Origin of the sequence: Salinibacterium sp. SWN1162 (assembly GCF_015864675.1) — a bacterium.
Taxonomy (GTDB): Bacteria; Actinomycetota; Actinomycetes; order Actinomycetales; family Microbacteriaceae; genus Rhodoglobus.
The window spans coordinates 96,290-115,596 of record NZ_JADYWT010000003.1 but is presented as its reverse complement, the minus strand read 5'-3'; the positions used below and the strand labels follow the sequence as shown (position 1 = coordinate 115,596).

Annotated in this window: 16 protein-coding genes, 1 tRNA gene and 1 pseudogene; 7 read left to right on the top strand and 11 right to left on the bottom strand. The window is 62.3% G+C overall.

Annotated features, from left to right (window positions below):
- The first annotated feature begins 69 nt into the window (after positions 1-69).
- Together I6E58_RS11955 and I6E58_RS11950 are read left to right on the top strand one after the other, a co-directional pair.
- Positions 70-2,967, top strand: a complete 2,898-nt coding sequence (locus I6E58_RS11955; RefSeq protein WP_197133974.1) for a UPF0182 family protein — start codon at positions 70-72, stop codon at positions 2,965-2,967.
- Between the two features lie 89 nt (positions 2,968-3,056).
- Positions 3,057-3,130 (top strand) — tRNA-Met (locus I6E58_RS11950).
- Between the two features lie 165 nt (positions 3,131-3,295).
- Here the strand turns inward: I6E58_RS11950 and I6E58_RS11945 are convergent.
- Complete coding sequence (locus tag I6E58_RS11945) at positions 3,296-4,096, bottom strand: SDR family NAD(P)-dependent oxidoreductase (RefSeq protein WP_197133971.1); 801 nt, start codon at positions 4,094-4,096, stop codon at positions 3,296-3,298.
- Between I6E58_RS11945 and I6E58_RS14530 the strand changes: the two are divergent.
- Together I6E58_RS14530 and I6E58_RS11940 are read left to right on the top strand one after the other, a co-directional pair.
- Positions 4,013-4,342, top strand: a pseudogene (locus tag I6E58_RS14530) (TetR family transcriptional regulator); the annotation flags it as partial. The gene I6E58_RS11945 and the pseudogene I6E58_RS14530 sit on opposite strands and share 84 nt — an antisense overlap.
- A gap of 33 nt (positions 4,343-4,375) precedes the next feature.
- Positions 4,376-4,792 (top strand): hypothetical protein, encoded by a 417-nt coding sequence (locus I6E58_RS11940; RefSeq protein ID WP_307842127.1) that lies wholly within the window; start codon positions 4,376-4,378, stop codon positions 4,790-4,792.
- Here the strand turns inward: I6E58_RS11940 and I6E58_RS11935 are convergent.
- Positions 4,789-6,267 (bottom strand): threonine/serine exporter ThrE family protein, encoded by a 1,479-nt coding sequence (locus I6E58_RS11935; protein WP_197133965.1) that lies wholly within the window; start codon positions 6,265-6,267, stop codon positions 4,789-4,791. The two genes, I6E58_RS11940 and I6E58_RS11935, sit on opposite strands and share 4 nt — an antisense overlap.
- Before the next feature lie 445 nt (positions 6,268-6,712).
- Entirely contained in the window at positions 6,713-7,324 is a 612-nt protein-coding gene (locus I6E58_RS11930) for a TetR/AcrR family transcriptional regulator (protein ID WP_197133962.1), read from the bottom strand.
- 104 nt (positions 7,325-7,428) lie between these two features.
- On the opposite strand from I6E58_RS11930, the gene I6E58_RS11925 reads away from it, so the two are divergent.
- The gene (locus tag I6E58_RS11925; RefSeq protein ID WP_197133959.1) at positions 7,429-8,397 is read left to right on the top strand and encodes an SDR family NAD(P)-dependent oxidoreductase; all 969 of its coding nucleotides are present in this window, start codon (positions 7,429-7,431) and stop codon (positions 8,395-8,397) included.
- Between the two features lie 14 nt (positions 8,398-8,411).
- Here the strand turns inward: I6E58_RS11925 and I6E58_RS14485 are convergent, their stop codons facing one another.
- The gene (locus I6E58_RS14485; protein ID WP_197133956.1) at positions 8,412-10,151 is read right to left on the bottom strand and encodes a hypothetical protein; all 1,740 of its coding nucleotides are present in this window, start codon (positions 10,149-10,151) and stop codon (positions 8,412-8,414) included.
- A 130-nt stretch (positions 10,152-10,281) separates the two neighbouring features.
- On the opposite strand from I6E58_RS14485, the gene I6E58_RS11915 reads away from it, so the two are divergent.
- Complete coding sequence (locus I6E58_RS11915) at positions 10,282-10,674, top strand: VOC family protein (RefSeq protein ID WP_197133953.1); 393 nt, start codon at positions 10,282-10,284, stop codon at positions 10,672-10,674.
- Here I6E58_RS11915 and I6E58_RS11910 read toward each other — a convergent pair.
- Complete coding sequence (locus I6E58_RS11910; protein WP_197133950.1) at positions 10,671-10,943, bottom strand: hypothetical protein; 273 nt, start codon at positions 10,941-10,943, stop codon at positions 10,671-10,673. The two genes, I6E58_RS11915 and I6E58_RS11910, sit on opposite strands and share 4 nt — an antisense overlap.
- A 112-nt stretch (positions 10,944-11,055) precedes the next feature.
- Here I6E58_RS11910 and nadE point away from each other — a divergent pair, with 112 nt between their 5' ends.
- Positions 11,056-11,880, top strand: coding sequence for an ammonia-dependent NAD(+) synthetase (gene nadE / locus I6E58_RS11905; RefSeq protein ID WP_197133947.1), 825 nt, complete (start codon positions 11,056-11,058; stop codon positions 11,878-11,880).
- Between the two features lie 30 nt (positions 11,881-11,910).
- Here nadE and I6E58_RS11900 read toward each other — a convergent pair whose 3' ends face one another.
- The 6 genes from I6E58_RS11900 to I6E58_RS11875 all read right to left on the bottom strand — a co-directional run bounded on the left by I6E58_RS11900 (position 11,911) and on the right by I6E58_RS11875 (position 19,234).
- Positions 11,911-14,145 (bottom strand): S9 family peptidase, encoded by a 2,235-nt coding sequence (locus I6E58_RS11900; protein WP_197133944.1) that lies wholly within the window; start codon positions 14,143-14,145, stop codon positions 11,911-11,913.
- A 68-nt stretch (positions 14,146-14,213) separates the two neighbouring features.
- Positions 14,214-14,957: a FadR/GntR family transcriptional regulator gene (locus tag I6E58_RS11895; RefSeq protein ID WP_197133941.1), complete on the bottom strand. Its 744-nt coding sequence runs from the start codon at positions 14,955-14,957 to the stop codon at positions 14,214-14,216.
- The gene (locus I6E58_RS11890; RefSeq protein ID WP_197133939.1) at positions 14,957-15,745 is read right to left on the bottom strand and encodes a 3-oxoacyl-ACP reductase; all 789 of its coding nucleotides are present in this window, start codon (positions 15,743-15,745) and stop codon (positions 14,957-14,959) included. The genes I6E58_RS11895 and I6E58_RS11890 overlap by 1 nt, the downstream gene beginning before the upstream one ends.
- 33 nt (positions 15,746-15,778) lie before the next feature.
- The gene (locus tag I6E58_RS11885) at positions 15,779-17,140 is read right to left on the bottom strand and encodes an aldehyde dehydrogenase (protein WP_197133937.1); all 1,362 of its coding nucleotides are present in this window, start codon (positions 17,138-17,140) and stop codon (positions 15,779-15,781) included.
- The gene (locus I6E58_RS11880) at positions 17,137-17,880 is read right to left on the bottom strand and encodes a gamma-glutamyl-gamma-aminobutyrate hydrolase family protein (RefSeq protein WP_197133935.1); all 744 of its coding nucleotides are present in this window, start codon (positions 17,878-17,880) and stop codon (positions 17,137-17,139) included. Before I6E58_RS11880 ends, I6E58_RS11885 begins: the two co-directional genes overlap by 4 nt.
- Positions 17,867-19,234, bottom strand: a complete 1,368-nt coding sequence (locus I6E58_RS11875) for a glutamine synthetase family protein (protein ID WP_197133933.1) — start codon at positions 19,232-19,234, stop codon at positions 17,867-17,869. Before I6E58_RS11875 ends, I6E58_RS11880 begins: the two co-directional genes overlap by 14 nt.
- Positions 19,235-19,307 lie beyond the last annotated feature (73 nt).

Here is a 19,307-nt window from a genome sequence, read left to right as displayed (position 1 = left end):
TCATCAGCCCCGCGCCCATGAAAGACCTTTAAGATATAGCCAGGCCCCCAATTTCAGGAGCGAAGTACTGTGTCGAGCCAAACCCAACAAGCCCCGACGAGCAAGACGAGGTCTGCGTTTACGATTACGGCGATAATTCTCGCCGTAATAGTGATCGCGTTCTTCTTGTTCTCGAGCCTCTATGCCGATGTTCTCTGGTTCAGCCAGACCGGCTATCTGGAGGTTCTCACCACTCAGTGGATTGCAACAGCCGTAATGTTCGCCATTGGCTTTGTCGCCATGGCCGTACCGGTGGGCGTTAGCCTTCTGGTCGCATTCCGCGCCCGCCCGATCTACGCGAAACTCAACGCGCAATTAGAGGGCTACCAGCAGGTTGTAGAACCCTTGCGCAAGCTCGCCATGATCGGCATCCCGATTCTGCTCGGCGTATTTGGTGGCGTTTCTTCGGCTAGCGCGTGGCCGGTCGCTCTTCAGTGGCTGAACCGCAGTTCGTTCGGAACGACCGACCCGCAGTTCGGGCTAGATATCTCGTTCTACTTCTATGAGCTTCCGATGTACCACTCGATCGTCGGGTACGCGTCAGCGGTGCTCATCCTCTCGTTCCTTGGCGCACTGGCTACGAGCTACCTCTATGGTGCGTTGAGCGTGAACGGGCGCGAAGTTCGTATCTCGCGTTCCGCGCGCGTACAGCTCGCGATCACCGCGGGCATCTTCTTCGCCCTTCAGGCGGTGAGCATCTGGCTTGATCAGTACACGACGCTGTACTCCACCAGCCAGGGCTTCCTGCAGACCGGTGCGAGCTACACCGAAGCCAACGCTACGATTCCGGGCCGCGCAATCTTGGCCGGTATCGCAGCCATCGTTGCCATCCTCTTCATCGTCACGGCCATCATCGGTCGCTGGCGTTTGCCGATGATCGGTACGGCACTGCTGCTCATCAGCGGTCTCGTCGTTGGAAACCTCTACCCGTGGATCGTTCAGCGCTTCCAGGTAGACCCCAACGCGCGTACCTACGAGTCTGAATATATTGATCGAAGCATCGAGGCAACTCGCGACGCATATGGCATCGCCGATGTTGAGGAGATTCCCTATAGCGCCTCGACTGATGCCGAGTCCGGTGCGCTTCGCGAAGACGCGACAACCACCGCGAACATCCGTATCCTCGACCCTGCCATTGCGCCACAGGCTTTTGCCCAGCTCGAGCAGTTCAAGCAGTACTACCAGTTCGGTAGTTACCTTGATGTTGACCGCTACGAGATCGACGGTGAGATTCAAGACACGGTGATTGCCGTCCGTGAACTCAACCAGTCCGGTCTTGGCGAAGCGCAGTCCTGGTACAACAATGCTGTCGTCTACACCCACGGCTATGGCGTGGTTGCAGCATTCGGAAACCAGCGTGCCGCCGATGGCCAGCCAGTGTTCCTCGAGTCGGGCATCCCGAGCACTGGAGATCTCGGCGACTACGAGCCTCGCGTTTACTTCGGTGAGGACTCTCCGGATTACTCGATCGTTGGTGCCCCGGAAGGTGCTGACGACATCGAACTCGACTACCCCTCGGGCGGAGAAGACAGCGAGCAGAACGCCACGACGACTTTTGAGGGTGACGGCGGGCCTGTGCTCGACAACATCTTTAAGAAGCTTGTCTACGCAGTGAAGTTCCAATCCGAGCAGATCTTCCTCGCCTCAGATGTAACTGACGAGTCGCAGATTCTTTACGATCGCGAGCCTCTCGAGCGTGTAGCGAAGGTTGCTCCGTACCTCACCCTCGACAGTGACGTGTACCCGGCCATTGTGGACGACCGGATTGTGTGGATCGTCGATGGATACACCACCGGCGCTAACTACCCTTACTCGCAGGTTGAGCAGCTCTCCAGCGCGATTGCCGACACCTACACGCCGGCGCCGCAGTTTGCGCTCGACGACGTCAACTACATCCGCAACTCGGTCAAGGCGACCGTTGATGCCTATGACGGTTCGGTGAAACTGTACGCGTGGGATGACGAAGACCCGGTTCTGCAGACGTGGAACAAGATCTTCCCGAACTCGCTTCTTGCGCAAGACGAAATGAGCGTCGAACTGCTGGATCACGTGCGCTACCCCGCCGACCTGTTCAAGGTTCAGCGCGAAATTCTGGGATCCTTCCACGTGACGGATGCTGGCTCGTTCTACTCGAGTGATGACCAGTGGGTTAGCCCGGAGGATCCGGTTTCGGGAACTGGTTCGCTTCAGCCCCCGTACTACCTCACGATGCAGGTTCCGGGAACAGACGACCCCGCGTTCACGCTGTACTCGACCTTCATTCCTAAGGGAACAGCGGACGCCAGTCGAAGTGTTCTCACCGGTTATTTGACGGCGAACTCGGATGCGGGACCTGATTACGGCAAGCTCACGTTGCTGACGCTGCCGAAGCAGGACACTGTTCCTGGTCCCGGACAGGTGCAGAACAGCTTCAATACCAACACGATCGTGGCCAACCAGCTGGCTCTTCTCCAACAGGGCGATACCGAGGTGAAGCTCGGTAACTTGCTGACGCTCCCCGTCGGCGGCGGGCTGCTCTACGTGCAGCCGGTCTACGTTCAGTCGACCAGCGGAACTCAGTACCCACTGCTGCGCAAGGTGCTGGTGTCGTTCGGTGACGAGATTGCCTTCGAAGACACTCTCGACGAAGCACTCGACACACTGTTTGGTGGAGACTCTGGCGCCGAAGCCGGCGACGGAGAAGTTCCGGTAACGCCGGATGTTCCCGTTGACCCGGATGTTCCCGTTGACCCGGATGCGCCAGTAGACCCGGATGCACCGGTTGTCACTCCCGGTGACAATGCGGCACTCGACAGTGCACTCGCCGACTACAAGTCAGCCCTTGCCGACCGTAACGCGGCCTATGCAGCCAACGACCTCGTCGCTGCTGCTGAAGCTGACCAGGCAATGGTCGACGCGATCGAGCGGGCAATCGCCGCTACCGAGTAGCTAATTCTGACTCAGCGGGCCGCTGCAGACTGTGTGCCCGCTGAGTTCGGTTTTCGAGCCGCTCACCCTGTGTTACGCTTTATATACGCCGCGGGGTGGAGCAGTTCGGTAGCTCGCTGGGCTCATAACCCAGAGGTCGCAGGTTCAAATCCTGTCCCCGCAACGAAAAGATGTTTCTGACATCACAACAAAAATCCCTCTCCTTTACGGAGAGGGATTTTTGTTTTAAGCCGTTGTCGTCATCAGTCACCCCGAGAACGCCCGCGGCCTCGCTCGGAGGCACCCGCGGGCGTCGTCAAGATGGGCTGGCGATCGCGCGAGCGAGCACCTACTGGGGGTCATTCCAGGACCAGATGTCGTCACCGCGCAACGTGGCATCCGCACCGCCGTCGTTGTAAATAACTTGCCCGGTGATGTGTGTGTTCTCCACGCTGGTGAGCCAGATCAACTGATGCGCGATCGATTCAGTCGGTTGGTGGTAATTGAGCGGCATCGGCACAGCGGTGTCAACCATCGCGCGCCCCGCCTCCGTGGAGAGAAGCTCCTCGGTCATGGGGGAGAGCACGGTGCCCGGTGCGACCGCATTCAGTGGGATCCCTGCCCCTGCCCAGTCTTCGGAGATAGATTCCCGGCGTACCCATCGTGAAAGGGCACGCTTGGATGCGGGATAGACGAGGTAGCCCACGCGCGGTCCCTGTGCGGTGAGTGTGTCAGCGATAGAAAGGGCTAAGGCTTCGTCGCCTGCAAGTGCAGCTTCGATGAGCTCGGGGGAACTGGGCTGCATCGACGCCATCGATGACACCACAACTGCTCGTGGAGCATCCGATTTGCGTAGGGCGGGCAAGAGTGCGCGCAAGAACTCGGTGACTCCGAAGTAGTTGATCGATATGGTTGCTGAGATCGGGGCGGAGATGCCAGCGCACGCAATGACTGCGTCGATTCGCCCTCCGGCAAGTTCCGATGCCTGAGTTGCTGCGGCGTTGCGTCCCGCGGGGGTCGAGAGGTCGGCTTCGACGTCGGCATTTTTCAGATCAATCCCGATGACGTGTTCGCCCCGCTTGGTCAAAATGTCGGCTGTCTCGGCGCCGATTCCCGATGCGGAGCCGGTGATTACATACGTGCGAGTCATTGCTCAACCTTTCCTCTGTGTTTATTGGCACTCTACGCCAATATTAGAAGAGTGGGGCATACTGGTGGCGTGACAGCTGCCAGTGCGACCCCCCACGAATCCGAGAGACGCCGCGGACGCCCCACGGTCATTGATGCCGAGCAGCTTCTGCACGCAACGCTTTCCTTGTGGCGAGATCGCGGTTACCAGGAGACAGGATGGCGGGAGATAGCGGAAGTCACCGGGGTGAGCGTTCGCACTCTCATCCGGAGATTCGGTGAGCGCTCGAGGATCCCATGGGTGGGGCTGCCCGCTGCCGTAGCGCGGCTGGAGGGGGCTCTCGCGATCGCCCCACAGGCTGCTCCATTGGGGGCGGTGGTGCGTAACGCAATAGTTGCGTCGGTCTCCCACGAAGACGGAGTGCTGCGACTGAGCCCTGACTGGATCTCGCTCGTGTCTGAGGTGCCCCAGTTGCGCGCGTCGGCTCCTATTGCGAACGCCGCCTGGGTGGACGCTCTGGCTCGCTTTATCGCTGATCGACATCCGGATGCTCCTGCCGCAGCGTGTCGTGCACTCGCGGTCGCTTATGAGGCGGCAACGTTCTCCGCGCTCGTGCAGTGGGCGCGAGCCGGCGCGGAGGGCGCGCCGGACCGCGCGGTAGGCGACATGTTGGCGTGGCTCGACATCCGACTGCAGAGTCCGAGGCGCTATTCCTAAACCTGCGGTTTCTCAGAAATGGTAACTGGATCGGTTGTGGTTCCTGCATCAGGAACCGGGTCGAGAAAAGCAAAAAGACTGGGCAGGCGCCGATCGCGCAAGGTGCTGGACGCGGCAAGGCCGATCAGTACTCCGAGAGCGATGGCGATCATAGTGCCAACCGTTGTAATCAAGGTGCCGCTTGCATCGCCCCCTCCCAGCGCTTCGGTGACACCCACGAGGCCGAGACCTCCGGGCACGAGCAACCAGAACGCGGGAAGAAAGCTCACGATGGCGGGCGGTCCAGTGCGGTGGCGGGCCACCAAGACTGCCACCGGGGTCATGGCGATGGCGCCGATGAGAGCGGAGAGCACCCCGCCGAAGAGAACGTCACCGATTACTTGAGCTCCATAGGCGACGTAGAGAACGAGTAAAATCCATGGGATCGACGCAGGACGCGCGCACTGGTAGACGCTGATTCCCACGCCGAAGACGGCAATGGCGATCCACGGTGCAATCGGCCCCAGAACCTCTCCGGAGACCTCGAGCTCAATTCGGGGCACACCAATCAGCGCACCGGCGGAGACGATGCCGACCGCGAGAAGAAGCAGCCTCATCGCTCCAGCTGCGGCACGGGCAGAGCCAGACATGATGTGCCCGGTTGCCAGCTCGATTACTGCTGTCGTGAGTAACCCTCCCGGGAGCAGCACGACGAGTGGAGCGATCAGCGACGGCAGTATGGCCGAATCATCGGTGGCACGAGCAACCAGCAAAATGATCAGCGATGAGCCGAGAGCGGCGCTCACGATGACGAGAGCGTCATAGCTCGAGGGCAGCCGTTCACCCAGCAGGAGCAGGGTGCCCACTCCAATTCCCAAGACCGCAGCGACTAACACGCCGAGCCAGGACGAGCCAAGCAAGACTGCGATGGCGCCGGTGGTCAGCGCATAGGCGGCGACGCGGTGAAAGGCGGAAAAGGGAGGAGCGAGTTCCCTCACCTTGGCGATTTGTCGGCTCACCCAGTCGGCCGAGCCAGACCGGGCGCGCCCCACCTTCATGATGCGATCAATCACATCCACCTGATGCAGAAGGTAGGAGCGGCCGCCAGCGGAAACGGCGCGTGTGAGTGTGGCGCCATCGTTGTCGAGCGACACGAAGAGAGCGGTCGGAAAAACCACTACAGTGGCGGACGCGAATCCGTTGGCGGTGGCGACATCCTGAACTGCCGTTCTCACCATGCTGACGGGGTAGCCGCTATCGACCATAGAACTGCCGAGTTCCGCCAGCGCATCGAGCGTTACGGCAGCTGACTGTGCGCGCGGCGGCGCAGCACTTCTGTGCGCTGAGGTCGCTGCGGCTTTCGGCTGAGGGCGACGGCGAAGAATGAGCCAGAGCACGACAATGCTTGCGGCGAGTACCGTCACGGCAATGAGCAGCGTGGTAAGGGATACATTCGACGTCGCTACGCTCGGCGGAATCGCGGGCAAAGGCGACACGGGAGCGGGAGACTGCTCCGTCGGGGTCGGGGTTGCGGTCGGGGCGGGCGTCAGGCTTGCCGTTGGGCTCGGGCTCGCGCTCGGGCTCGCGGTAGGCGTTTCGGTGGGGGGGGAGTGTGGTCGCGGGTGTCGGTGCTGGCGTTGCGGGTCTCGTCGTGACGGTGGGGGCCGGTGTGGGCGTCGCCGTGGCGACCGCGTCGGGCGCTCCGGGCTCGTCAACCGCCACTATCGCCGCAGAGGCGGGCGAGCTGCTGCTGACTGTTAGCGCGGCGGGCGCAGCAAGGGCGCCAGCGCACGCCACAAGGGCGAGCACGCGGACGAGCACCGTGTACCTTCTCTTCTGCGCCATCCTAGAACCTCCGGTAGCAATCGTCGCACGAGAGAAAGGTACGGGGTATCGGCGGCGACAGCGAATACTGCTGCGCCGCGACTCTGAAGGGCCGCGCTATTTCCAGGTGTCGACGAGAGCGTGGACCGCGGCAAAAACGGAGTGAAGCTGCGCGGCGTCGGCCTGCGAGCGAATCGTGACTTGAAGTCCGAGGAAGAGCGTGGAGAGCAGCTCAGCGCGTTGACCTGTGAGCGCAGCATCCGGAGCATTCTCGGGCAGAGCAAGTGCGGCCAGGGCTGTCATCTGCCGGATCATGAGATCGCGGTACTCGAGCGAAAAGTCTTCGAAGCCGGGGGCTGTTCCGCGCAACTCATTGCTGGCGCTAACGGCGAGACACCCTCGACTGCCAGCCTCGGTGTGGGCGAACTCTTCAAAGAGATCGAAGAAGTTATGGATGCCGGCAATGCCGGGCCCTGCCGTGGCGCGCATGCCGGTGAGGTGTTGCTCACGCTCGGTCAGGTAGCGGCGCAGCACGGTGGCGAAGAGCTGCTCTTTGTCGCCGAAGGTGCGGTAGAGGCTGGGTTTGTGAACACCGCTGGCCTCGACAATGTCGCTGAGCGACGTGTGACGGTAGCCCTGCTGCCAGAACAGGTCGGTGAGCTGCGTGAGCACGGCATCGGCGTCGAAGGCGCGCGGGCGCCCCGCCGTGGTGCCCGTTGCTGCGCTCATCCTTTCACTATACGCGCAGGCTTCAGCGTTTGAAACCTACTGGTATCAAATAGGTGGATGGCGATGATACTGTTTGGTATCAAAACTAGGGAACGAGACGCTCGATGAACAACCACGCCGCCCACACCGCCCTCGTCACCGGAGCTAGCTCCGGAGTCGGCTGGGAAGCCGCAGCCCAGCTCGCTGAGGCAGGCTACGGCCGCGTCATCGTCACGGCCCGCACCCCCGCGAAGGCAGAGGACGCGCGCACGGCTCTTCTTGCTCGCGTACCGGGCGCGCAGTTCGTACCGCTCGCGCTCGACCTCAACGACTTCTCGTCGATCGAGAAAGCTGCACAGGCGCTCGTGGGGGCGGCAATCCCCATCGACGCCCTCATCCTCAATGCGGGTGTCGCGGCAACCAGTGAGCTGCGCCGCACCGCTGACGGTATCGAGCAGATTATGGCGGCGACCCTCACCGGACACCACGCGCTGACCATGCACTTGCTCCGCGCCAAGATGCTGAGCGGCCACGCGCGCATCATCATTGCTGGATCGGAAGCCGCGCGCGGTGATGTTCCCACCTTCTCGAACATCGATGTTCAGGCGCTCGCTGCGGCATCCTTCGGCGGTGATCTCGAACGCGCCATTGAGGCCGTTCTTCGCGCGGACAAGCCTGTGAAGTTTGCCAACGGCACGCAGTATGCGACCGCCAAGACGTTCGCGGTCTGGTGGGCCAAGGAGCTCGCGACCCAACTGCCCGCCGGCATGACGGTGAACACGGTCTCGCCCGGCAACACTCCTGACACGAAAGCATCTCGAGAGATGCCGGCGATCATGCGCCGCGTCATGCTGCCCGTCATGAAACTCATGCCCAGCATGTGGCACAGTGTGCCCACGGCTGCTGCCCGCTACCTCACCGTGATCGATATGCCGGATGGCGTGACCGGCCAATTCTTCGCATCGCCGCCTCAGAAGATGACCGGCCCTGTCACTTCCATGACGATGAGCCATTTCACCAACGTTGCGGGCCAGCGTGCGCTGTGGAACGTGGTTTCGAGGCTCGCCGTTTCTGGCGGAGCGAGCACTCGCTAGCTAGCTAACTAGCTTCAGCGGCGCTGAGAAGGCCGTTGCAGCCGCTCGTTCGCGGACGGCGCTGGAGTGCGTACAAGAAGTAGCAGAGATCCGACGAGCAAGAGAAGCGCTCCTGTCGCTGCGGATGCCGTGATCGAGGAGCCGGTGTAGGCCAGCGCGGGGCTAGCCGCCGACGTCGTTTCCACGCCTGCGACGCTCGGAACCTCCGGCACTTCGGGCACCTCGGGGGTGACTACAGGGGCAACGAAGAGTACCGTCGACTGGTTCGACAGGGCTGTGGTCTGCTCCGACGTCACGGTAGCGACATTGCTGAGATCGCTCGATTGATCGGTGATGACGAGAGTTGCCTCGCAGGAACCAGTTGCGCCCGGTGCGAGGGTGTTAGCCAGTGCGGCGCAATCGAGGCTCAGGCCCGGAAGGCTCGTGGCGACATCCACCGCAGTGAGAGTGGTGTTGCCGTCATTCGTGATGGCAATGGTGAAAACAAGGGTGTCGCCCGCGGCGGTGAAAGTCGATACGTTCGCGGTCTGCGTCGCCGTCAGCGCGGGCACCTGAGTGATCGCTGTGGTGGCGGTATCGGCTTCCGAGGTCACTGTCTCGCCCCAGGCGTCGCCGGAGACGGTGGCCGAGTTGGTGTAGCTGCCGGCATCGATCTCACCTTGAGTCACGGCATGCTCGGCGGTGCAGGTCATGGTTGCGTCGACGGCGAGGGCGGTCGCCGGGCACGACAGGTTCTGGGCACCAGCGTCATCGATCTCGACGTCGTCGAGCGCGAGTGTTCCGGTGTTGGTTACGAGAAAGCTGTAATCGATGAGGTCGCCCACGTTAGTGGCCGTCATGGGCAACTCTGTAGCGCTCTTATCGATCGTGAGGTTGGCGGTGCCGTCCACGACTGAGGGGCCGATGAAGCTCATGCCTTCGCGCTTCGCGTCGCCCGTGGCGTCTTCATCGCCGACGATGACAACCATCCGGTACACCGGAGTCGCGAGATCTGCGGTGAAGCCAACCCAGCGTGTGCTCTCATTGCCACACCCATCGTCTGAGTTCGAGCACAGCGATTGATCTCCGCTAGGGGCGATCTCCGATTCAGAGAGCAGAGTGTCGTCGGCCAAGTACAGTCGCAGCAGTGCCGGCACTCCCAGGCCATCGGTGCGTGTTTCGAGGTCGCCGAACCAGGCGCCAAAGCCCAGAACGCCGGTGGAGAACCGGAACTCAACGCCGTCTCGAGTGTCGGCGTTGTCGCCACTGTTGCTGGAGGCGCCGTAGCTATAACCGGTCGTCGCGGTGCAGCCTTGGAGAAGCGTGGGGCGCGGGGCGCCGTCTTGGAGCGTGTCTCCGCCTCCGGTGCATTGAGCTTTGCCTTGCGTCGCAGCGCTGCTGACTCCGAAGAAGGTCACCTGCGCGTCGGTGTTATACATCGTGTGTTCCACAGAAACTGTGGTGCCGGCCGGAGTGGTTCCGATGACTCCGGTCACTAACCGATTATTGGGGCCGGCAATATCTAAGGGCGCGGGCACCGTGCCCCCGCGCGTTGTGACGGCAGCAGCCCACGTGTCGCGAAGTTCTTGCGCGGCAAGGTGGCTGGCGATGCTGCCTCCGCTTACCTCGTCAGAGATGCTGTCGTAGGTCGCTGCGGATGCCGGGAGCACTCCGAGCGCAACCAGGGCAACAGAAATTGCCACTGCGAGTGCGGCTTTCGGCGCGAACGCTCGCTGTCGGGGTGCGACAGCGGGAACAAGAATCGGGTTTTTCACTGTGAATCCTTAAACGTGAAGTCGCTTCGGGTGCAACCGATCACCTCTTTAGACTATCGCCACCAGCACTTTCATTCAGGACCCATTTCGGGTGACTGGGTTCAGGTGGCGCGCATCGAGGGAGAATCGCATGATTGACGCACTCAACAACGTAGAAGCAATCACCGTTTTTTCAGATGACGTGGCGCTGTCGCGAGAGTTCTACAGGGCCGTGTTCTCCGCCTCGGTGGTTTTCGAAGACGAGGTGTCGTGCATGTTCCAGGTAGGCGCGCTGGTGCTGAACGTGCTCGCGCGAAGTGAGGCAGCTGAGTTGATCGGGCCCGCGGCCGTTTCGGAGCCGGGGGCTGCGGCATCCGTCATGCTCACCGTTAACGTGCCCGATGCGGATGCCGCGTGCGCTGCCGTGCGCGAGCGTGGCGTCGAGCTCGTGAATGGGCCCGTCGACCGGCCGTGGGGCCGCCGCACTGCGGTGTTTCTCGATCCGTCAGGGCTGCCGTGGGAGATCGCGCAGGAGCTGGGCTAGTTCTCGCGGGGGGACCTGCCGGGGCGCTCAATCTTGAGCATCACGAGGGCGCCGACGATCAGCACGGGGCCAATGAGGCGCGCGAGTTGGCCGAGAGATTCCACGCCCGAGGTGAGAACCCCCACGAACTGCTGAGTCATCGGAAAGTTGATCGCCTGCACGCCGAGGTAGAGGGCAGGGATGATGAAGTCGAAAACAATGAAGCTGATCGCCGTGAGAGCGACTCCCGCCCAGAAAGCGATTTTGGGGCGAAGAAGTTGATCGATCATTCGTAGCTCCTGTGTTTCGTGGGCGTAACAGTTTCAGGGTAACCCGCCGAGAGTCTGCGGCGAAGGATAAGTGAACAATCCTAATGACGGATGCCGGGGTTAGGTTTAATGCATGACTTCGTTGCAGGCACGCATCATCGCTGACTTGAACACCCAGCCCACGATTGACCCCGCTGGGCAGATTCGTCGGCGCATCGAGTTCCTCAAGGAGTACCTGAAGGCCTCGCATGCCAAGGGACTCGTGTTGGGGATTAGCGGTGGGCAAGACTCCTCGCTCGCGGGGCGCATCTGCCAGCTCGCGGTCGCTGAATTGCGCGCGGATGGTGTTGAGGCCCAGTTTGTCGCCGTCCGGCTACCGCATGGTGTGCAACGCGACGAAGACGATGCGCAATTGGCGCTCGACTTTATTGAGGCCGACCGCGAAGTGACCTTCAACATCCAGCGTGCCGTCGACGGTATCGCCGCTGAGTTCGCGGATGCCGTGGGCGAGCCAATCACGGACTTCAACAAGGGCAACGTCAAGGCTCGCGAGCGCATGGTGGCGCAGTACGCCATAGCCGGGCAGCTCGGCTACCTCGTGGTCGGGACCGACCACGCCGCCGAAGCCGTCACGGGCTTCTTCACCAAGTTCGGCGACGGTGGCGCCGACGTGCTGCCGCTCACGGGCCTCACGAAGCGACAGGGCAAGCAACTACTCGTTCACTTGGGTGCTCCGGAACGCCTGTACGAAAAGGTGCCGACCGCAGACCTGCTCGACCACACGCCCGGCCAGGCGGATGAGGCCAACCTCGGCGTCACCTACGAGCACATCGATGATTACCTTGAGGGCCTCGACGTGCCCGCCGAGGCTGCCGCCGACATCGAGCAGAAGTACCTCAACACTCGCCACAAGCGCTCCGTACCCGTCTCTATGTACGACGAGTGGTGGACTGCCTAACTCGCTAGGGCGCTGCGTGCACGCCCGCGATCAGTGCGCTGAGGGGCGCGTCACATCCACCATCCAGGCGTAGTTGAAAGCACGCTCGCGCCAGGCGTCGTAGCGGCCGGAAACGCCGCCGTGGCCTGCCGCCATCTCGGTCTTGAGCAGTGCATCCGCCCCCACCTCGCGCAGGCGAGCAACCCATTTGGCGGGCTCCACGTAGAGCACGCGGGTGTCGTTGAGGGAGGTCACCGCGAGAATCGGCGGGTAGTGGGTGTCATGCACATTCTCGAGCGGAGAGTACGACTTCATGTAGTGGTAGACCTCTTCGTTGTGCAGGGGGTCGCCCCACTCATCCCACTCGATAACCGTCAGCGGTAGTGAGGGGTCGAGGATTGACGTGAGCGGGTCGACGAACGGGACGACCGCGAGGATGCCCGAGAAGAGTTGCGGGGCCAGGTTCGCGACGGCACCCATGAGCAGGCCGCCGGCGCTTCCGCCCTCGGCGACGAGGCGATCGCTTGAGGTGGCATCGATGTCGATGAGGTGGCGAGCACACGCCACGAAATCGGTGAAGGTGTTGCGCTTGTGCAGTTTCTTGCCGCCCTCGTACCAGGTGCGGCCCAGCTCGCCGCCGCCGCGCACGTGCGCGACCGCGAACACCATGCCGCGGTCGAGCAGGCTCAGTCGGCCAACCGTGAAGCCGGGGTCGATACTGATTTCATACGAGCCATAGCCGTAGAGCACCGTTGGTGCTGGGGTGCCCGGTTGCACGAGGTCGTTGCGGTACACAAGCGAGATCGGCACGCGGGTGCCATCGGAGGCGGTGGCCCATTCCCGACGCTGGGTGTACAGCGCGGGCTCAAAGTGGCCCAGCACCGGCTGCTGTTTGCGCACGACCAGCTCGTTGTCGTCCACGAGGTAGTCGTAGACGATAGTCGGGGTCACAAAACTGCCGTAGCTGAGACGGATGCTCGGCTGGTTCCATTCAGGGTTGGAGCTGAGGCCCACGGTGAAGAGTTCGTCGTCGAACTTCAGTTCGTGGGGGGTGTCTTCGTAGCGCCCGCCATGCTTCGGAACGATAGCCACCGCCACGCGCGTGAGCCCCTCGCGGCGGTACTCGATGGCCACGAATTCCTTGAAGGCATCGACACCCTCGAGGCGCACCGCTTCGTTGTGGGGGAGGATCACGCGGCGTTCGCCGAGCGGATCCGCTGCAGCAACGCTCACGAGCTCGAAGTTGATCGCATCCTTGTTGTGCACGATCAACAAGCGATCCTGGGTGCCGACCACCACGTGCTCAACGTCGTACTCAACGCCGACTTCGCGCGGCCAGACAACCTCGAACTCACCGGTTGGGTCGCTCGTGTCGAGCAGCCGCGTCTCGCTCGTCAGGCGCGAACCCGCCTCGATCGCCAAATACTTGCCACTGCGCGAACGACCAACGCCCACCCAGAAGCTCTCGTCGGGCTCATGAAACACCTGCACCGCGGATGCCGCAGCCGTGCCCAGTTCGTAGCGCCAGACGGTGTCGGGGCGCCACGCATCATCCACCGTCGTATAGAAGACGTACTTGCCCGTGGCATCCAAGAGCGCGCCGCCCGCGGTGCCCGGAATCTCATCAGGGAGGTCATCGGCGGCGCTGAAGCGGATGACAGAATCAGCGTCGGAAGCATCCGCAGAACCAGCGCTCGCGGCAGCCGTATCGCCAAGCTGGCGCACGCGCAGCGTGTAACGCTCGTCGCCCTCGATGTCGACGCCGTAGAGCAGCAGCGTGCCGTCGTCGCTCAGCGAGAACGAGCCCAGGCTGAAGAAGTCATGCCCCTCAGCTTCGACGTTGTCGTCGAGGAGGATCTGCTCGCCGGCAAGGGTGGTGGGAACGACAGCGGCATCCGCGACACCAGCGGCGGCAGCCTCAGCGTCACCAGCAACGGGCTCGGCAATCGTCGGCGGAGTCCAGTCATCATCACCCGCGATCGGCGCGCGGCAGTGAATCGGGTACTGCTTGCCCTCTTCGGTGCGGCTGAAGTACCACCACTGCCCGCGTCGAACCGGAACGCTCAAGTCAGTCTCTTGCGTGCGGCCCTTAATCTCCTCGAAGATCTGCTCTTGCAGCACGCTGAGGTGACTCGTGCGCGCGGCCGTGTACGCATTCTCGGCATGGAGATGTGCGAGGGTCTCGGGGCTCTCTTTGTCGCGCATCCACTCGTAGTTGTCGACGTAGTGGTCGCCATGCTGGAGGCGTTCTGTGGGAATCTTCGCGGCTTCAGGAGGGGTGAGCATGTCTTCAGCGTATGCCCGATTGCTGCGTGGTGGGAGTGGCGCTTGTCGAAATCGCCACAACGCGGGTGCTACTCGAGAAAGCCACGCAGTAGGAGTGCCGTGCCCGCCAAGTGCTCGCTCATTGCTTGAGCGGCAGCATCTGGTCGCCCCGTCAAAATCGCGATCGCGATCTGTTCGTGCTGGGTGTTCGAATGGGCGATGTTCGGGCCGAGAGACGGGATGCTGTCGAGCAGTTCATTGACGCGCATCCGCACATCGGCAATCAGTGGAGTCAAGGATGCCGAGCCAGCCAGCTCGCCCACCATGAGGTGAAAGCGCGAATCGAGCCGGCGGTATTCTTCGTCGCTCGCCGCGTTGGCGTTACTGAGGCTCTCCCACAGCAACTCTCGCTCGCTGGGGGTGAGAGCGCGGCCGGCTGCGGCGCGGGCTCCACCGACCTCAAGAATTTCGCGCAGGGTGAGAGTGTCTTCGATGAGCTCGGGAGTCAGCGGGCGTGCTGGCCCCACTGATTCCCCGGAGGGCGTTCCGGGGGTGTGAGTCGGCAACACGTCGCTGACGAAAGTGCCGCCGTAGCGACCTCGGCGCGACACCAGATAGCCGGCATCGCTGAGCGATGCGATGGCGTCGCGAACGGTGTCCCTGCTGACAGCGAGCATCGTGGCGAGTTCACGCTCGGCGGGCAAGCGTTCGCCGGGAGCGACGAGCCCCAGGCGAACCGTCTGAAGAAGGCGCTGAACGGTCTCCTCGAAGGAGTTGCCGCCGCGCACCGGGCGCAGTAGCAACTCTCCGTGGAGACCGGTCGGCTCATCCATTACAGAGGAGTTGTGTAGGCCGAGCTGATGCCGCCATCGACGATGAACGTCGAAGCGGTAATGAAGGACGAGTCATCGCTGGCGAGGAAGGCAACTGCAGCGGCGAGCTCATCCGCTTCGGCGAAACGGCCCATCGGAATGTGAACAAGGCGACGAGCGGCACGTTCGGGGTCTTTCGCAAAGAGCTCTTGAAGAAGCGGGGTGCTCGTGGGGCCGGGGCAGAGTGCATTGACTCGAATTCCCTCCCGGGCGAACTGCACGCCCAACTCACGGCTCATCGCCAGCACGCCACCCTTGGAAGCGGTGTATGAAATCTGGCTGGTCGCCGATCCCATGATAGCGACGAAGGATGCCGTGTTAATGATCGAGCCCTTGCCCTGCTTCACCATGTGGCGAAGCGCGGCGCGGCAGCACAGGTACACCGACTTGAGGTTGACGTCTTGAACCTTTTCCCACGCGGGGAGTTCAGTGGTGACGATCGAGTCGTCCTCGGGCGGCGAGATGCCGGCGTTGTTGAAGGCAATATCGACCGAGCCATAGGTGCTGGCCGTGGTGTCGAAGAGTTGGTTAACCTGGGCTTCATCCGTCACGTTGACTTTGATGAAATGGCCGCCGACGAGTTCTGCGGCGGCAAGACCGGTGGTTTCGTCCATGTCGGCGATCACGACGGTAGCGCCTTCAGCGGCGAAGCGTCGTGCGGTGGCAAGGCCGATTCCACTGGCACCGCCGGTGATGACGGCCACTTTGCCCGCGAGGCGCTGCGTGAGGTCGAGAGGGGTGATGGTCATGTGTTGCTCCTTGAATAAGAGGTGTTGAGAGGGCTAATCAACGGCGATGAAAACATTCTTGGTCTCGGTGAAGTTCAGTGGTGCATCGGGGCCGAGCTCGCGGCCGAGGCCGGACTGCTTGAAGCCACCAAAGGGGGTGGAGTACCGCACGGAGGAGTGCGAGTTCACCGACAGGTTGCCGGCTTCGACTCCGCGAGAAGCGCGAATTGCGCGGCTGACATCCCGGGTCCAAATCGAACCCGATAATCCATACTCGGAATCGTTCGCCAACTGCAGGGCATCGGACTCATCATCGAAGGGAAGCACCGTGACGACGGGACCGAAGATCTCGTCGGTGACACAACGGTCGCTGCGCGATTCCGGCGTCAGCACCGTAGGCGCGAACCAATACCCGGCGCCCTCGGGGGCGCTGCCCCGGAATGCAACAGGAGCATCCGCCGGAACATAGGACTGCACCGAGGCAAGATGCTTCGCTGACACGAGCGGTCCCATTTCTGTCGCCTCGTCCAAGGGATCGCCGACCTTGACTCCAGCAACAGCAGGCTCAAGGAGTTCCATGAAGCGGTCGTAGGCGCTGCGCTCGACGAGGATGCGGCTGCGGGCGCAGCAGTCCTGGCCAGCGTTCTCGAAGACGCCATAGGGGGCCGACGCGGCAGCCTTCTCGAGATCGGCATCGGCGAACACGATGTTGGCGCTCTTGCCGCCGAGTTCGAGCGTTACGCGTTTCACTTGAGCTGCGCAGCCGGCCATGATCTGCTTACCCACTGCTGTTGAACCGGTGAACACCACCTTTCGCACCGTGGGGTTGGTGACGAAGCGCTCGCCGACAACGGAACCTTTGCCGGGTAGAACCTGGAAGAGGCCCTCGGGGAGGCCCGCTTCGAGAGCGAGTTCACCGAGCCGGATGCTCGTGAGTGGGGTCCACTCGGCGGGCTTCAGTACAACGGCGTTGCCCGCCGCCAGCGCGGGAGCGAATCCCCACGCCGCGATCGTCATGGGAAAGTTCCACGGCGTGATGACGCCCACAACGCCGAGCGGCTCGTGGAACGTGATGTTCAGGCCGCCCGCGACGGGAATTTGCTGGCCGAACATCCGCTCAGGGCCAGCAGCGTAATAGTTGAGTACGTCACGAACATGACCGGCTTCCCACCGAGCCTGCGAGATCGGATGCCCGGAGTTATTGACCTCCAGCGCTGCAAGGTTCTCGAGGTCGCCGTCGACGGTCGCGGCAAAGCGACGCAGCATGAGGGCTTTGTCTGCGGGGGAGACGCGCGCCCACGCCTTCTGGGCGATCGCGGCACGGGCGATTGCGGCATCCGTCGCTTCGATGTCGAGGAGTTCGACCGAACCAATCTCGGCCTCAGTTGCGGGGTTGATGACGGTATAAGTGCTCACGCGAGAGCCTTTCGGTTGAGGCGGGCGGCGTCGACCAAGCCCTCGAATAGTCGGATGTCTTCTGGAGCTGCTTCGGGATGCCACTGAACGGCAACCGCGAAAGTGGCGGTCGGCAGTTCAACGGCTTCGATCACGCCGTCACTCGTGCGAGCGGTGACAACGAGCCCCTCGGCCACCTGATCGATAGCTTGGTGGTGATAGAGCGGAACGACGAGCGGTTCGGTCTGCGTGCCGAGCACGGTCGCGAGAAGGCTGTCGGGCTCGACCTCTACCGGCACGTGACTGAAGTTGCCACCGCCGAGTTGGTAGTTTCCGTGCCCGATCACGTCGGGGAGGTGTTGGTGCAGAGTGCCTCCCAGCGCGACGTTGAGAATCTGGGCTCCGCGACAGATGCCAAGAAAGGGCAAATCGGCTTCGAGTGCCTGACGCATCAATTCGTCTTCCCACGCGTCACGATCGAGGCGGGAATCGTCGGTGGTCGGGTGGGGCTCTTGGCCGTAGCGCGCCGGGTTGATGTCTTTGCCGCCGGTGATGATGAGGCCATCAAGACCGTGCAGCACGCGGCGCGCGATCTCGGGGCTGACGGGTTGCGGTGGCAGCAGAACAACGATGCCGCCCGCACGAGTTACGGCTTCGAAATAGGCTTTCGGCAAGAAGGACGCCGGAACATCCCACACGCCCGTCTGGGACTGCTCGAGGTAGGTGGTCAGGCCGATTATGGGCCGATCAGAGTCGTTCAAAGCCGCGCACCTTTTCCCAATCGGTGACCGCAGAGTCAAAGGCGGCCAGTTCGATCGCGGCGTAGTTGAGGTAGTGGTCGACTACCTCGTCGCCGAACGCTTCCCGAGCAAAGGTGGATGACGCGAACAGGTCGGCCGCTTCTCGCAAGCTCGCCGGAACCCGCGGAACATCGCTCGTGTAAGCATTGCCTTCGAATGCATCGTCGAGTTCAAGCTCGTTGTCGATGCCGTAGAGCCCCGCAGCGATGAGGGCACTGACGGCAAGGTACTGATTGACGTCTCCACCGGGCACGCGGTTCTCGACGCGCATTCCGTGTCCCTGGCCAACGACGCGAAGCGCACAGGTGCGGTTGTCGAGGCCCCAGGCCAGTGCCGTCGGGGCAAAGCTTCCCGGAACATAGCGTTTGTAAGAGTTCACATTGGGCGCAGAGAAGAGAGTCAGCTCCCGCATGACCGCAAGCTGACCCGCAATGAAGTGGCGGAACATCTTTGACATACCGTGTTCGGCATCCTTGTCGGCGAAGACGGCCGTGCCATCGCTGCCGCGAAGGCTGATGTGGATGTGGCAGCTATTGCCCTCCTTCTCGTTGTACTTCGCCATGAAGGTAAGGCTCTTGCCGTGCGCATCGGCGATCTCTTTCGCGCCGTTCTTATAGATCGAGTGGTTGTCACACGTGTCGAGCGCTGAGGCGTAACGGAAGCCGATCTCTTGCTGGCCAGGGTTGCACTCGCCCTTGACGCCCTCGCAGTACATGCCGGCGCCATCCATGCCGTTGCGGATGTCGCGAAGCAGCGGTTCCATGCGCGTAGAGGCCAGAACGTTGTAGTCGATGTTGTAATCGGTAGCAGCCGACAGCTCGCGGTAGCCCTTCTTCCACGCGTCGCGGTAGCTGTCGTCGAAAACGATGAACTCGAGTTCGGTGGCGACGAAAGTGTCGAGACCACGCTCGGCAAGGCGATCGAGTTGGGCCTTGAGGATCTGCCGCGGGGACGGGGCAACGGGAGTCTCGTCATGCCACTGTAGATCGGCAGTGACGAGCGCCGTCGCGGTGAGCCAGGGTGCGCGACGCAGGGTGCCGAGGTCGGGCACCATCACCATGTCGCCATAGCCGCGGGACCAGCTCGACATGGCGTACCCCTCGACGGTGTTCATGTCGACGTCGACGGCTAGGAGGTAGTTGCAGCACTCCGCTCCGTGAGCGGCGGCATCCTCAAGGAAGAGCCGGGCGGAGAGTCGCTTGCCCACCAGTCGACCCTGCATGTCGGTGAACGCCACGAGAACCGTATCGATCGCGCCGCTCGCGACGTCGTCGGTCAGTTCTTCGAGCGTGAGGTTGCCTGAGCTGGGGGACATTAACTTCTCCTCATTAAGCAAGTCAAATGGTGCGCTTTCCGACCATTAGAACACAACAGAGCGTGGGTTGTTA